The 15,308-nt window shown below is 65.0% G+C and carries 11 protein-coding genes; 3 read left to right on the forward strand and 8 right to left on the reverse strand.

Annotated features, from left to right (window positions below; translation table 11 throughout):
- Positions 1 to 23: 23 nt before the first annotated feature.
- A complete protein-coding gene (locus tag KZ686_RS11435) occupies positions 24 to 401 on the reverse strand; it encodes a YnfA family protein (RefSeq protein ID WP_265632421.1) in 378 nt (125 codons plus the stop codon).
- 81 nt (positions 402 to 482) lie between these two features.
- Between KZ686_RS11435 and KZ686_RS11440 the strand changes: the two genes are divergently transcribed.
- Positions 483 to 887, forward strand: coding sequence for a DUF1801 domain-containing protein (locus tag KZ686_RS11440; protein WP_149318718.1), 405 nt, complete (start codon positions 483 to 485; stop codon positions 885 to 887).
- A 77-nt stretch (positions 888 to 964) separates the two neighbouring features.
- Here the strand turns inward: KZ686_RS11440 and KZ686_RS11445 are convergent, their stop codons facing one another.
- The 7 genes from KZ686_RS11445 to KZ686_RS11475 all read right to left on the reverse strand — a co-directional run bounded on the left by KZ686_RS11445 (position 965) and on the right by KZ686_RS11475 (position 12,860).
- Positions 965 to 3,547: a hypothetical protein gene (locus KZ686_RS11445; RefSeq protein ID WP_265632423.1), complete on the reverse strand. Its 2,583-nt coding sequence runs from the start codon at positions 3,545 to 3,547 to the stop codon at positions 965 to 967.
- Between the two features lie 112 nt (positions 3,548 to 3,659).
- Positions 3,660 to 5,036, reverse strand: a complete 1,377-nt coding sequence (locus tag KZ686_RS11450) for a hypothetical protein (RefSeq protein ID WP_265632425.1) — start codon at positions 5,034 to 5,036, stop codon at positions 3,660 to 3,662.
- A gap of 97 nt (positions 5,037 to 5,133) precedes the next feature.
- A complete protein-coding gene (locus KZ686_RS11455; RefSeq protein WP_265632427.1) occupies positions 5,134 to 6,147 on the reverse strand; it encodes an AraC family transcriptional regulator in 1,014 nt (337 codons plus the stop codon).
- A gap of 280 nt (positions 6,148 to 6,427) precedes the next feature.
- On the reverse strand, positions 6,428 to 7,210 hold the full coding sequence (locus KZ686_RS11460) for a transporter substrate-binding domain-containing protein (RefSeq protein WP_265633471.1): 783 nt from the start codon (positions 7,208 to 7,210) through the stop codon (positions 6,428 to 6,430).
- A gap of 262 nt (positions 7,211 to 7,472) precedes the next feature.
- Positions 7,473 to 10,190, reverse strand: a complete 2,718-nt coding sequence (locus KZ686_RS11465; protein WP_265632428.1) for a DUF6351 family protein — start codon at positions 10,188 to 10,190, stop codon at positions 7,473 to 7,475.
- Between the two features lie 369 nt (positions 10,191 to 10,559).
- Positions 10,560 to 10,745 (reverse strand): hypothetical protein, encoded by a 186-nt coding sequence (locus KZ686_RS11470; RefSeq protein ID WP_265632429.1) that lies wholly within the window; start codon positions 10,743 to 10,745, stop codon positions 10,560 to 10,562.
- A gap of 381 nt (positions 10,746 to 11,126) precedes the next feature.
- On the reverse strand, positions 11,127 to 12,860 hold the full coding sequence (locus KZ686_RS11475) for a phage integrase family protein (protein WP_081311600.1): 1,734 nt from the start codon (positions 12,858 to 12,860) through the stop codon (positions 11,127 to 11,129).
- A 239-nt stretch (positions 12,861 to 13,099) separates the two neighbouring features.
- Here KZ686_RS11475 and KZ686_RS11480 point away from each other — a divergent pair, with 239 nt between their 5' ends.
- Positions 13,100 to 14,059 (forward strand): chromate resistance protein ChrB domain-containing protein, encoded by a 960-nt coding sequence (locus KZ686_RS11480; RefSeq protein ID WP_053821819.1) that lies wholly within the window; start codon positions 13,100 to 13,102, stop codon positions 14,057 to 14,059.
- 22 nt (positions 14,060 to 14,081) lie between these two features.
- Positions 14,082 to 15,272 carry a chromate transporter gene (locus KZ686_RS11485; RefSeq protein WP_053821818.1) on the forward strand — a complete coding sequence of 397 codons (1,191 nt, stop codon included), beginning with the start codon at positions 14,082 to 14,084 and terminating at the stop codon, positions 15,270 to 15,272.
- Positions 15,273 to 15,308 lie beyond the last annotated feature (36 nt).

Raw genomic sequence — 15,308 nt, forward strand, 5'->3', positions numbered from 1 at the left:
CGGCGGATCGGCGGATCAGCGGATCAGCCCGTCCGGGCACCCGTGGTCGGCTGCAGCACGATAATTGCCATGCCGGCCAGCGCCACCGCGGCGCCGAGGACGTCCCAGCGCGTCAGCGGCAGCCCGTCCACGATGCGAAGCCACACCAGCGCGACGGCAATATAGACGCCGCCATACGCCGCATACGTTCGACCGGCGGCGGTGGGATGCAGGGTCAGCAGCCAGGCGAAGGCCGCCAACGCCAGGGCCGCGGGAACCAGCAGCAGCGGGGTCTTTTCCTGCTTTAATACCAGGTAAGGCAAATAGCAGCCGACGATCTCGGCCAGCGCCGTCAGCACGAACAGCGCCGTATAGGCAAGGAAGGTCACGATCGAAGCGGGCAGGGTGGCGGTGGACCGCATTGTCCCATGGCGCTGCGGAGTTTCCGTCAGGCTGACGGAACGGTGCTAAGGTACGAGCTGCCTGCGCCGGGAGACATCGATATGAAGAACAACGAATTGCCGCAAGACCAATCCGCCTCCGCATTGATCGACGCCCGCATCGAGGAACTGGGCGACTGGCGAGGCGAAATGCTCGCCAGACTCCGCGCCCTGATCAAGGAAGCCGACCCGAACGTCATCGAGGAATGGAAATGGCGCGGCGTTCCGGTGTGGTCGCACAACGGCATCATTTGCACCGGCGAGACCTACAAGAGCGTCGTCAAGATGACGTTCGCAAAGGGCGCTTCATTGCCGGATCCGGCAGGGTTGTTCAATTCGAGTCTTGAAGGCAATACGAGACGGGCCATCGATTTCGCGGAAGGCGCGCAAATCGACGAGAAGGCGTTGAAGGAACTGGTGCGTGCGGCGGCGGCATTGAACAGCACCAAAGGCAAGCGCCGCGCGTAGTGGCAAAAAGGCCCGCCGACGCCTGCGGCGAGCGCTGACCGCCCACGAGGAGCCCGTCAGCACTCGCCGGTACCCGATTACAACGGCCGGCCGAGGATGTCCTCCCCAACCAGGTCCGCCGTCGCCCGCAGCGTCTGCCGCACGCGGAAGTCGGCGGCATGGCCGCCGCGATCGCGATAGGCCAGCGTCAACGGCCGCGGTGCCTGTACCGATTGCCCGTTGATGACGTCCGCGCTGCGCACCGCGTCGGCATCGACCGGCACCACCAGCCGCAGCGCCATCACGACCGGATCGGCATCCGGCAGGGTTCCGCCGACCTCCCAGTCGCGGTTGGCTCGCTGGACCAGCACGGTGCCGTCGGGCTGTTGCGAGCAGCGCCATGGGTTCGCCGACGCCGACCGGATCAGCATGCGCGCCACGGTATCGGCGACCGGCTGGGCCAGCGGCGCGTTCAGATGGACTTCGGCCTCGACCACATCGACGGGCCACGCGGCCGCCCAATCCTGCGCCGCGAGGCCGGCGTGCTCGGCCTGGCTGCGTACCGCCACGGCGCCCGTCAGCAGCACGGTGCCCGCATGCCGCGCATCATTGAGCGCGTTCTGCATGATGCCTAGCGCTTGCAGCGCCTGATCCAGGCGTCGGGCGCCCAGCTGACCAGCTGTCAAGGCCTGCTCGCGCTCCGCCAGGCTCCGCATGGCCGTGTCGGCGAGTTGCGCCGCCGCTCCCAGCACGGCCAGGATCTCGCGGCAACGCGCCGCACGTTCGGCATCGCGCAGCGCGCGGTCGTCGCGGATGGCATTCCAGATAAAGTCCACCGCGGCAAGGTTCACCCAGGTGCCGGCGCGCAGACGGGGCGCAAGCCATGCGTCGAGCGCCTGGCACCAGCCTTGCTGCACCGCCGGCGTCGACGCCTGCAAGGCAGTCAGCAGGCTCGCCAGCGCCCAGACGCGCATGCGCGCCACCGGATCGTCGGCGTTGCCCAGCGCCGCCGCGCACGCCGGCAGATTGGTCGCAAGGGCCTGCCGGCGTGCGGCGACGGCATTGCGCAGATCGGCGTCGCCGCTGCCGAGGGCCCGGTCCAGGCGCTCCAGCCGCTTGGCCAGCTTGGTGTCCTGCGGCGGCTGCCCCGTCGCCAGCGCCTCGCGCACGATGGTGCTGAAGTCGTCGACGAAATATCCCAGGTCCGGCACCGGCAGCTGTACCTGCGATACGCCGGGCCGATCGCCGATCCGCACCTCGTGCCAGTGCTCGCGCAGCTCCACCGAACTGCGCGTGGCGATGCCGATATCGATCAACTCGCCATTGATGCCGACCGGCCCGGAGGGGTCGCCCAGATTGGCGAGGACGATGCCGGTGGCGGGCTTGCCGCCGGTGGTGCGCGGGGCTGCGCGGAGGCGTTCGGCCAGGTCCTCCGCATGCAGCGCGGCTTCGCTGTAGGGCGATGCCTCCGGCAACGCCTCATGCGCGGCGGCGAGCAGCGCTTGCGGCTGCGGAGGCCGCCAGGCGTTCAGCGCGTTGGCATGGGCGTACATCAGCGCGTTGAACTGGAAGCGGAACACGTCGAGCTTGGCCAGCACCAGATCGTTGACCGCGCCAAAGGCGGCATACCAGTCGGCCGCCGGCAGCGTCGGATCGATCAGCACACCGGTATCCCAGTCGTTGCCGCCCTCGGCGGGCGCCCCCAACGCGGTAAACAGCGCGCGGCCCCCCTTGAGAAAGAACCGCAGGCAGTCCTGGTTGCGATGCCATTGCTGGCGCAGCTGCTGGTTCAGGTTCGCGATGGCATCGGCCAGTTCGCGCACACGGGCCGCGTGCCACGGCGTCAGCCAGTCGAACGAGCTGTGCAGATATTTGGTCGCGTCGCCGCTGATCACCGCCTTGGTGTCCAGGTCCATGCGTCCCTGCGCGGCATAGCCCTCGAAACGGTGCATCAGCCGGTACAGGTAGAAATCACGGATGTTGTACAGCGCCCGTACCGAAGCCACGCTCAATGCCGCCGACGACAGCGGGCGCATGACCTTCTGATGCAGGTCGTCGACCAGCGCGGCGGGGTCCTTGGCGGCATTGGCCGCCCGCCATGCGCCGATGGCGTCCGGCTGGCTGGCCTGATCGGTGAAATGCAGGTACTCCAGCGCGGCCCAGATCGGATCGGCGACCAGATCCGCGGTGCGCACCGGCACGGCAAGCGCGCACAGGCCGAGGGCCTGCTGCAGGAAGGCGTTGACGGCATCGGCCAATGCCGGCGCGAGCGGCAACGCGGGATTGGCGGACGCCAGTCGCTCGCAGCGCTCGAGCTGCTCGCGCATTGCCTGCAGGCGCTGATCGGCCATCGGCGCATTGCGCAGCTGCGTCCGCAGCGGCGAATCGGGAAGGTCCAGCGGTTCGGGAGGCTGGCTATCGAGCACGAAGAAGCGCGCCAGCGCGGCGGCTTCGGCCTCGCGCCGCGCATTGACGCCCTGCGCCTGTGCGCGCTGCTCGCGCACCAGACGCTGGTACTCGGTCTCGAGCACCTGCAGCGGATGGACGGAAACCGCCTGCCAGCCGATCGCGGCGGCGCGCTGCGGCGCGTCGACGATCTGGTACTGGCCTGCATGCGGCGCGGGTACGGACGCGGTCAGCTGCCGCGCCACGGCATTGAAGAAGGGAGCGATATTGGCCATGGTGTCACCGGATGGGGGAAGCCTCGCTGCCCGCGACGCGACGCGACGGAGCGAGGCGAGGTAGAGCAGGGCATGGATGAAAGCCCACGGCAGCGCCGTGGGCTGTGCGGGCTTACTTGCCGTCGATCTCTTCCAGCACCGCGCCGACGATGTAGCAGGTGCGGTCGCGCGCGTTGACGGTACCGCCGTCGAAGCTGTCCGGCCCGAAGGTCACGACCACGTCGCCGCTGGCATCGTCGCTGCGCGCGCTGGTGGTCTTGTATGACTGCTCGGCATGGCCGAGCGGAATCAGCCCGAACAGGTTCAGCTTGACGCCGACGTTCTCCTGGAACATCGACTTCACCGACGAGGCGTCGGCCTTGTGGAAGCGCAGCGTCACGGTCGGACGCTGGCTCAGCACGAGCGTACGCGCACGCGTGAAGCGCCCTTGCGGACCAAACACGGCGCGTCCCTTCCATTCGTCCGAACTCAGATAGAAGCCGGTGAAGTCCTCGCCGGCCTTGTTGCGCGCCAGTTCATCGACGATGACCTTGTCGTACCAGCCGCTCTGCCCGTTGGCCGACAGAACCCGCGGCGACGGCGAGATCGGCGTGACGCCGGTGAATGCCATCTCGATCGACATCGACTGATTGCGCGACATCATCTTGTCGAGGTTGTACTGCGCCGAGCCGCCCACGGAGATCGACAGGAAGTCCAGCGGGATGGTCACGCCCGCGCCGCCGCCGGCGGACATCGAGGTGGTGCCGCTTTCGCTGCAGGCCACGCTGGCCTTGACGGTGACCGTATTGCCCGCATTCCGCAGCCGTCCGAGCAGCTCCGTCGGGGTCGGAATATTGTCGAAGGCGGCGACGTAGCTGCCGTCTTCGACTTGCAGGCCACCGTTGCTGGCGCTGGGGTTCAGCACGTTCGCCGCGGCGGCACTGAGCCGTTGCAGCGCGTCGAACTGCGCCTGCTTGACCGTCAGCGCCGGCGCGGCCGCCAGCGCCCAGGTCAGATAGACGATCCGCACACTGCCGTCCAGCCTGGAAGGATCGTTGCCGTATTCCTTGCGCACGACGTCATTGATATACAGCGCCTTGTTGGCGAAGCCGGTGCCGTCCAGCCGGATCGGGCCGTAGGCGTCCTCCCACGCGGAAATCAACGCCTGCTGCTGGGCCGCCGCGTCGTCCAGCGCCTTCTGCACGCGCGTATTGTCGGCGGAGGACAACTGGTAGGAGGCGCTCTTGAGCAGGCGCATATACAGCCCGGAATAGCTGTCGGTGCTGTCGAGCGTCTTCGCGCCATTGCCGCCATCGATCGTCGGAAAGTCCAGCACCTTCAGCGTCAGCGGGTTGAAATACGCGTTCGGACCGACCGTGGTCTGGAAGTTGAATCCCGGCGGATAGATCAGCGCGCGCAGCTCGCCATTGAGCTGGCTGCCGAGCATGGTGCGCATCTGCGCCTCGATCGCCGCCAGAAAGTTCTGTTGTGCCTGTTGCTGGTCGCTCATTGCATGCTCCTTCGGTTTGAGAAGAACGTCGACGCAAACGCCGTCGACGCGACCCAGCGTAGGCGGCGCGCGCAAGCCAGCAGCAGGCAGTCTGTCTCTACCGGTCGGCAGGCTGTCTCACTCCCCTCGAAGGGAGGGAGTGCGCGCGCTGCCGCCATTGCCGGGGCGTGACGCCGTGGGCCCGGCGAAAGGCGCGGATGAATGCGGAGACATCGGCGTAGCCGCAATCGAAGGCGATGCCTGCGAGCTTCGCGGTGTCGCCGGCGGCCTCGAGCAACGCCCGTGCATGCGCCATGCGCGCGTCCAGCAGCCGTGCCGCCACGGTCGTGCCGTGCATGGCGAACGCCCGATACAGCGTCGGGCGCGAACAGCCGACGGCACGGGCCAGGCGCTGACCGGTCAGTTGCGGATCGGACAGGTGGGTCGCGATATGGGCGAGGGCGGCACGGTATATCCGTGCCGCCGCGGGGGAGGGTGCCGCGGGGTCCTGCGTACGGAGGCCGCTTGGCGGGGGCGCCGCTGCCGCATCGGCCCAGGTCCGCAGCAGGGTGGCGGCCAGCTCCACTGTCGCCAGCACCATGGCGATGGACTCTTCCCGTGACAGCCCCGGAGCCAGGCGGGCAAGCAGCAGCATCTGCGCGCGCAGATACGTTGCCAGCGGCACGGACAGCGGAAGCTGCGCACCGAGCGGGAGCGCCGACACGGCATACCCGAGCGCCCTTGCCGCCCAGTCCTGCCGCAAGGGCAGCAGGTAGACCGGTGTCCCGCGCGCCTGGCCCCGATAAGCGGGAAGGGCGCCATGCAGTAGGAACAGGCTATCGCCGAGCGGCGCGCCGGCTGCCGCCGCCGACGACTCCTTGAACAGCGCCGCGCCGAGCCATAGCGGCGGCCCGCCCGCCGACGAGGCGTCGTTGGCGCCGAGCGCGATCGTGTCCAGGCGGAACAAGCGCATGGACCCGTCGGGCAGGCGTTCGCCCAGATAGCCGAACGCCAGGATGTTGGCGGGCAAGGCTGCGAGCTCTCGCACGCCAGCCGTCGTCGCGGAACAGAAAGCACTGAGCAGCAGGGGCGGCAGCGCATCGGGCTGGCGGCCTCCTGTCTCGTCTTCCATGTATGGCCGGTTGCGCGGATAAGGGCCGCAACCACGGCTTGCCGGGGCGGCCTCGGCATCAAGACGAGGAGTGTGCCTGCTTTATGCGCTGCCGGTGTATCGGGCGATTGAATACAGAATTAATTGCCATGGAAATGGCAATGAAAAATGGGATGGGTACCGGATTGCGAATCGGATTGGAGATCGGATTGCGTGGGATTGCGAATCGGATTGCGGATGGCAAAGCAATATTGTTCGCGGATATGGCCTGGTACCCGTATTACCGATTCAATGGCACCGCCTATTCCTGCAGCCACCTGGCCCGCACGCGCCCGAAGTCACCAGTAGCGGTGCTCAGATGCAGCCACTGGTCCACGAAGTGCTTGAACACGTCATCGCCCTGCGGCAGCAGATAGGCCATCTCCGCATACTGCAGCGGCTTCTGCGGATTGACGGCGCATAGTTCCGGATGGGCCTTGCTTTGCACGATGGCTTCGGCGGCTTCCGTGACGAAGACGTCGGCATTCTTCTTGATGACCTCGTCGAAGATGGTCACGTTGTCCGTATGGATCCGCAATTGCGCGCGGCCGAGATGGGTTCGTGCAAAACGCTCGTTGCTGCCGCCGGGATTGGCAATCACGCGCACCGCGGGCTGATTGATCGCCTCGATGGTCTGGTACCTGGCGACATTCTCGCAGCGGGTCAGCGGCGTCTTGCCGTTGATCATGTAGGGCGCACTGAAATAAGCCTGCCGCTGGCGTTCCAGCGTCACGGAAATACCGCCGACGGCGATGTCGCATTTGCCGGCCACGAAATCCGGCATCAGGTTCGACCAGCTCGTCTTGACGTATTGCGGCTTGGCCTGCAGCGCGGCAGCGAGCGTCTGCATCAGGTCGACGTCCAGTCCCTCGAATACGCCCGGCGCCTTTTCGAAGCTGAAAGGCTTGTAATCGCCCGGCGTGCAGACCCGCAGCGTGCCGCTTTGCTGGACGCGGTTCAGCGTCGAACTGGCCGGCTGGGCCAGCGCGAAGCAGGGCAGGGCGGCTGCGGCCACGACGGCAAGGGCTTTGGTTGCGCTGATCATTTCGCAAATCTCCTCATCGACTTGTGACATGTAGTTCGGATGTCGAAGCGGGATTGTGCACGAAATGTCCGGGCGGCCTATCGAGCTGGGCAATTGCCTGCCCAATTTGCCTACGCGCAATTTGCCCATGCGGAATGCAGCGGGAGCGAATGCGGGCTCAGGTTCGACTGCTTTCGAGGCCGACTGCCTGCCGAGGCAGCGTCTTTGCCAACAACATCGCGAACGCGGCGGTGCCCGTCGAGCACCGCCGCGCCTCGCGACATTACGGTGCGAGCGGATGTCCGATCACCATCCCGTTGTCCGGCGTAATCCGGATCCATGTGCCCGCCAGCGGCTGCTCCTGCTCACCGGGCTTGCTGTAGTCGCAGACCCCACCCGGGAACACCGCGCGTAACGCCGCGAGATCGGCCTCTTGCTGCGAACCGGTCCACGACGGATTGCGTTCCGCGTAGCCCGCGTAGTCGCTGACCGTCACGGGCTTGAGCTGGCATTGCATCGTCCGGGCATGGAGCGGCTCGCCCGCCTCGAAGCGGGGATACGACGAGGCAGGGAACATCGAATTGCATCGCGACGGCGTTTCGCTGACCTCGACGACGTCGGCCGGCGAATTGCTGCCATTGCCCTTGCGGAACACGGTGCTGAACCCGCCGAATCGCTGCGGCTCCGCGATAAAGTCGTCGGCCGCGCCAGCCGTGGTGGCACCGAAACAGCCATCGACGATGTCCGCCGGTTTGTTCTTCACGACTTTTGCCGCGCGCGAATCGGCGGTGCGGTCGCTGACCACCGCGGTCAGCCATCGGTCCATGCCAAAGAACGCCTTTTGCATGGCCGGCAACGATCGCCCGGTGTGAGCGGGGCGCGGAGCCTGAACGGGCATCGTATGGTGGGCATTCGGATCGTGCACGAAGCTGCCCACATTGGCCGTTCCAGTCCACATGACATGATTCGCGAACTGGCCCGTTGCCGCCGCGATACGGGCGCGGACAATGAAGTGGAAGAACTTCAGATGCATATCCCCGGCGCCCGTGAACTCGTTGTTCAAGCCATCGAGGTTCAGGATGGCGGTACTACGAAGGCCGGCCCCGCCATACATGATCATGCCCGTCTGATAGGCCCGCTTCAGCGCCTCGGAGTCCGCGCGCATGCGATCCGTGCGGAGATTGCCGTCAATATCCTGGCCGCCAATTTTGCGATTGAGGTCGATGAATTGCGCCATGGAAATCAAACCGGTGTTCAGCCCGTTGAGACCGTACTGAATGCCGACATTTCCGGTGAACGAACGAGCGAATCCCGTCGACGGATCCACGCCAAGAATGTTCTTGTTGTGGTCGTTCACGTTGGGACGAAGACCGGTCGGATTGGCGGGCAGCAGGCTGACCGGCGGCGCCGGCAGGACGCCCATGGGCGCGCTGGTCACCACGTTGGCCGGGCTGTACTTCTCGGCATTGCCGATGACCGCATTGAACACGGAGCTGTTTCCGGCGCCTCCCATCACGTTGTCCCGATCGCCCTGGTTCGCCGGCCGCAGAACCGAATCCGTTCGCGCGGCCCAGAAGCTGGCTTGCTGGCGAACGCTGTGATAGGTGCCATAACCCGAGGCAGCGGCAATCTCCGCGTTGGTCCAGTTCAACAGCGTCGGGTCCGCGGCGCGCCTGGCGGCGGTGGCATTGTCGTAAGTCGGATCGTAAGGACTGTTGGGGACAGGCGAGTAGGTCCCGTTCTGCGTCGTCCCGCCCTTCGTATGGTTGAGCTGGAAGTTGTAGAACAGACGGCCTTCCATGCTTTGCGGGCCGCCGTTATCCGGAAAGCCCGCCAGCATGACGATGCCATCCAGCAGTCCCGGATAGGTATCGGCAATCATGCTCTGCTGCATGGCCGATCCGGAGGAACCCCAACCCATCGTGTAAAGCACCGGCCCGTTCGCTTCGATGAACCGCTCCTTGACCATCATCATGGTTTCGGCGGAGATGATGTGATTGCAGTTCTGGCCGAAATAATTCAGCGTGGAATTGGCTACCGCGAACCCCTTGCTGAGCGGAAGATCATTCAAGGCATTGAAATCGCCGGCCGCGCCGTTCGCGGAATTGTTCGAGCCGCCCACGGGGCCCATCGATCGGCCCTGGACATACCAGCCGCCGCCGCAACTCTGCCCGAACGGGTAGACCAGCCGCCCGTTGAATTCGCTGGGCGGATTCACCGCGCTGGGATTCGGGTTCTTCTTTGGATCTCCCAGCACGGCGATCTGGTAAATGCCTCGATTGATGACGCCGGTCTCCAGTCGAACGATATACGGCACGGTTCGGCCATCGAGCAGCGTGGTTGTCTCTACATTGGCCGGCGGATTCGCCGGATCGTACGGCTGCCAGACCGCGGTTCCTGACTTCGTCGCATCGTGATAGACCCAATCGACCCGGGTTGGGGCGGCGCAATTGGGATCGGTGTTCGGCCCCGCGGTGAGCGTCGGGCCGCCCGGATAGACCGTGAACGTATCGGTCTGGCAGTGGAAGCTGCCTTCCTGGGGCGCGTACAGAATCGGTCCCTGGATGGGATAGGCGGTCAGCGTCAACGATCCGCGCACCTTCGCGTCGGCGGCCGCGTCGACGACGTCGATCCTGTTCTCGCCTTGCTTCAGCCCTGACACCAGGCCAAGCATCGATTTTCTCGACGGATTCGGCTTGAAGCTGCCCGTCACATCGACGCCGTTCAGCTTGACCTTCGCGCCGGCAATGTTGCCGCCATCGGCCTGCGTCAGTTCGATCAACGTGTCATCGCCACTGACCAATCCCTCCGGCGAAGACAGGCTCTTGACCGTCACCGCCGGTTTCGCGGGTTCGTCGCGGTCGCCTCCACATCCGGAAACAGAAAGCACCAAAGCCGTCAGCCCGACGACAGCAAAGGGCAGGGCGGTCCGAGTTCCCCGTCGGCCTTCCCGTGCGACGGATCGATTGCCCGCTCTTTGTGGGGCGCTTTGCCAAACCATGATTGTCTCCTGATGTTTTAGTGGAAGCCGGCACTGGCGGCCTTATATATTCCGCTCTGCGGAATAATCGATAAATATCGCGCTGGGAAGTTCTCAATGCGAAAACACTCCCGACGAAGCATTTATTGAGAACCGACATATGTTTCATGCACCGGAGTAATGCCATCCCCGTTTCGATCGATGAGCTCGACCTGCAGCGACGGTAATGTGTGCTACATATTGCGTCGGCGCGGCTTTGAAGGCGGCGCGGACCGTTCGGCCCAGGGGTGGCGCCACCGACAACGAACCACTGCAGAGGTAGATATCTCGCCGGCCATGGATTTGAATTGACCTCATTCCCGGCGGGCAGCGTGACAAACGGCGGATATATCAATTTATCGCGACTTCCAACCGCTGCATGCCGATAAATGCGGCGCCCGAGAATATTTCCATTCCAGCAAAGGCCGATGACTTGCATTCCTCAATTCGTACGCCAAAGGTATCTCGGCGTCTTTTTTGGCTAAATGGAAAATTCCAGCCATTCGCTTTGAGATGGAAAGCAGTCCAATCGGCCATGCTGCCGTTTCGACCGGCCAAGCGTCTTGCGCGAGGATTGGCTCGCCAGAATCCTTTCCCAGTCGAACCAGAGCGGCTCGGACCTCGGCCCGCCGGCGACTGCAACGTCGGGGCGACTCCCAGGACGGACATTTCTATTTATCCAGAAGGTGACATTTCTATTCATGCCTAACATCTGTGCCGCCGATAATGTTTGTTATGTTAAATCGTGATGGTGGGGCTGCAACGAAGGCGCGGCGCGGCCCGTTAATTTGCAGAAGTTTGTTACCCGTTTTTGCATAAATTTGTTACCCGCCCCCTAGGCGCTCACCTTTCGGATGCTGGCAGTTCCGATGACGCCTTGTTCGTCCGTACAGCCCGCTGTGGACGCCCTTGCGGGTGTCATTTGGCCCCAAATGCCTCTCCGATCTGCCGGGCCCGTTTGACTTCATCGCTATGCAGATAGACCGACGTCGTCGACACGGACGCATGCCGCAGGTTGTCTCGAACGATGGTCAGTTCCGCGCCGCTTCCTAGCGCGTGTGTGGCGTGCGTATGGCGCATCCAGTGTGGACTGGCGCGGCGCAGCTTGTCCGCGGCCGCGGGATGGTCCGCACCAATGACATCCGCAGCCAGCTTGAAGAACCGCTTCACCACATGCCATAGCCGCGTGCTCGAGATGCCGATCTCGGGCTCGCCGCCCAGATCACCGACCAGGCGAACCTCGGGGCGCCACAAACGCCGACTGATGGGCAGTCCGCGTTCCGTCAGGTAGCGCTCCACCGCCCGTCGCGCCAACGGGGGCATTGCCACGTTGCCGCTGCGGCCGCCCTTGCCGGTCAGCTTGAGCCATTCGTCGCCTTGCGCGTCGGTCCAGACATCCCCGAGCGTGGCTCCTACCAGCTCGCTGGGGCGTAGCCCGGTCGCATAGGCAAAATCCAGCACGAAGCGCAGGCGCTGCGCCGCGGCGGCCTCCCAGCCGTGGGACCATTCGAGCCCGTCAGCAATGGTCCGCACTAACTTCCATTCACCGTCGGTAAAGGCGCGCGAATTGTCCAGCGCCGCGGTGCGGCCGCCGCCGCGCACCTTGATGCCGGCGAAGGGATTGGCCAGCACGTAGCGTTGCTCGACCAGCCAGCGGAACATCGCCCCAAGGATCGACAGCGCATGGGCGACCGAGCGTGCGGCCAGCGCACCGGTGAACGGCCGCCAGTCCGGCGACGAGCGCGGGCGTGGCGGCCCGACCCACCGCTCTCGCGGCATGGGCCGCCGCAGGAAGGTGCGGTAGGCCACGGCGTCTTCGGTGGTCAACGACGACAGCGGCCGCTGACGCTCGACGATGGCCCACAGCATCAGCCGTTCCGCTTCCTTGCGGTAGGTGCGATGAGTGGCCGGCGACTCGTGCAGTGCCAGCCAGGCCTGCACCGCCTCGTAGTCGTTGTCCGCGGTCAAGGTGCACGTCGCGCGCGGGGCGCGAAAGCGCCCTTCGGAGCCGTCGACCTGATGGGGCAAGCGTAGTTGCTCCCACGGCACGACGCTGCTGCGCCGCTCCTGCACGATCAGCGCGCGGGCCCGCTCGGTCAGCTCAGGATGCGCGGCGAAGAACGCCTCGATCTGTCTGGCACCGGTAGCGCCCAGCCCGGGGATGGTTGCCCACCAGCGTCGACGCCTGGGCACGCGCACCGTCAGCGCCGCCAGCGTCTCGATGCCGTGGGCGCGCAAGGCAGCGACGGCGCGAGCCGGCAGCCAGCGACTGATGTCGTCGGTGATCGCTGGCTGTGGCGTGGGCAGCGTGCGCAAGACCTCAATAGCACGGTCGGCCGCCCTGCCCTGCGCCACCCGCGCCGACGCCGGTATCTCGAACAACGCGGCCAGATCGTCGCGGCCGCGCTCGCGTGCCAGCGAGGCGAGCCGGCGGCGAATGCGGCCCAGCACGGCGCGCGAGGATTGGCCGCGCGCCCTCTCCTCTCCCAGGTATTGCGCCACGGCTTGCCGGGAGCTGAGGCCGGCATGCCAGGCACGCAGCGCGGCCAGGGAGGCGGCATCGGGGAATGCCGTGGAAGCATCGGCGGAGGCCGTATCCATACCCGTGCTGGCGGCAGATGCGGAGTTCGGTAGGGTCAGGCGCGATTTCATGGGCGCCAGTTTAGCGCACCGAAATGGCTATTATGATAAGCATACTGTGCCGTTCGTATTTTGGCGAGAATGGCTCGGAGCCCCGCTAGGCTCTACAAACCTTGACCGTCTTGTAGAACATTGATGACGCCCACCGGGGAACGTCTATCGAACTCGGCCATCGCAATGCGGCATTGGTAACGCCTGTAATGATCTCTACACAGTTGTAGAACACGCTACGAAGGCCTACGCTTGCAGCGATGACATACCTCGCTGCTCCCTGGCTCCTCCTTCTCGTTACGCTGCCCGCTGGCAGCACCACCGCTCGCATGCGGTTATGGCGCGCCGTGAATGCGCTTGGCTGCGCCACGCTGCGCGATGGCGCCTACTTGCTTCCTGCGTCCCCCGAACGCGCCGAGCGGCTGAACCTGTTGGCCACGGATGTGCGTCGTCACCAGGGAGAGGCTTGGCTCTTGGCTGTCAGCGCCGATGGGGAGCAGGAGCGCGCCTTTGCACTGTTGTTCGACCGCTCGCCGGACTACGCCCAGTTGCAGGCGGACATCGATCAAAGCGGCGCCGCTCTTGCGCAAAGCAATGCCGCCGAAGTCCGGCGCTTGCTTGACCGTTACCAACGCGCCATCAACGCCATTCGTGCCGTCGACTTTTTTCCCAACGACGCGTCCAACCGAGTGTCCGCGAGCTGGGACGCATTTCAGCGCGGGGCCGGTCGGGTTCTCTCGCCAGGTGAGCCGCACGCGGCGGACATGGGCATCGTTCCCAGGGATCCCGCCCAGTACCAGGGACGCCGCTGGGCAACACGGCGACATATTTGGATTGACCGCATCGCCTGCGCCTGGCTGATTCAGCGCTTCATTGATCCGCACGCGACATTCCTCTGGCTTGCTGATCCGCAGGCGTGTCCCGATGACGCGCTTGGATTCGATTTCGACGGTGCCGCTTTCACGCACGTGGGCCAGCGCGTCAGTTTCGAGGTGTTGTTGGCCAGCTTTGGGCTGGAGGAAGACCGCGCCCTTGCCCGCATCGCCGCGATCGTCCATGCCCTGGATGTCGGCGGGGACCCGCCCGCGGAGGCCGCCGGTCTCGAAGCGATGCTGTCAGGGCTGCGGCAGACCGCTCGGGACGACGACCAATTGCTCGCCGAAGGCATACCGGTTCTGAGCGCGTTGCATCGTCATTTCAGCACCCGGCCCAAGCGCTGATCTCTCACTTACCTATGCACCAATGAAAGCCGATCGCACTACCGTTCCGTCCCCCTCAGGGGGGTCTTACACCCTGTGGCAACTGGTGGCGTACATGCTGCGCCTGGGCACCCTGGGCTTTGGCGGCCCCGTGGCGTTGGCTGGCTATATGCATCGCGACCTTGTCGAGTCGCGCAACTGGTTCACCGAGGCCGACTACAAGGAAGGACTGGCCCTGGCCCAATTGGCGCCCGGCCCGCTGGCAGCACAGCTTGCCATCTATCTCGGTTTTGTCCACTACCGTATTGCCGGCGCGACCCTGGTCGGCATCGCCTTTGTGCTTCCGTCCTTCCTCATGGTGTTGGCGCTGGGTTGGGCATACGTGCGCTTTGGCGGCCTGACGTGGATGCAGTCGGTCTTCTACGGCGTGGGTGCCGCGGTGATCGGAATTATCGCGATCAGTGCGTACAAGCTGACGCGCAAGAGTGTTGGCGGTGACCCCTTGCTCTGGACCATCTATGCCGTCCTGGTCGCGGTCACCATCATCACGGAATCAGAGATCGCGTGGCTGTTCATTGCCGCCGGCGTCCTCGTGTGGTTCTGGCGCGCGCCGCCGAAGTGGTTCAAACAAGGTGGCATGCCGATCGCTGCTGCGTGGCAAATTGCGCCGGGCTCGGGAATTTTGACCAACTTCGATTTGCCGTTGCTGACGCAGATTGGGTTGTTCTTTGCCAAGGCTGGCGCCTTCGTCTTCGGCTCGGGCCTTGCCATCGTTCCGTTCCTGTACGGCGGCGTCGTGACCGAGCATCAATGGCTCAACGAAAAGCAGTTCGTCGATGCGGTAGCGGTGGCGATGATTACGCCGGGTCCCGTCGTCATCACGGTGGGCTTTATCGGCTATCTGGTGGCTGGGCTTCCCGGGGCCATCGTCGCTTCGTTGGCCACCTTCCTGCCGTGCTATCTGTTCACCGTGATTCCGGCGCCCTACTTCAAGAAGTACGGGAAGCTGCCTGCCATTGTCGCCTTCGTGGACGGCGTGACAGCCGCCGCAGTCGGGGCCATCACGGGCGCCGTCGTTGTGCTGGCTAAACGTTCCATTATCGATGCACCCACACTGGTGTTGGCGATCGTGACCGTGCTGCTGCTTTGGCGATTCAAGAAGTTGCCGGAACCGGCGATTGTCGCTGGCGCCGCGGCAGTGGGTCTCCTGGTGTATCCGCTGCTGCGGTCCTGAAACCCTGATGCGGGCGGCCAGGCACCCGTACCCATG

The organism is Cupriavidus cauae (genome assembly GCF_026210475.1).
Lineage (GTDB): Bacteria > Pseudomonadota > Gammaproteobacteria > Burkholderiales > Burkholderiaceae > Cupriavidus > Cupriavidus cauae.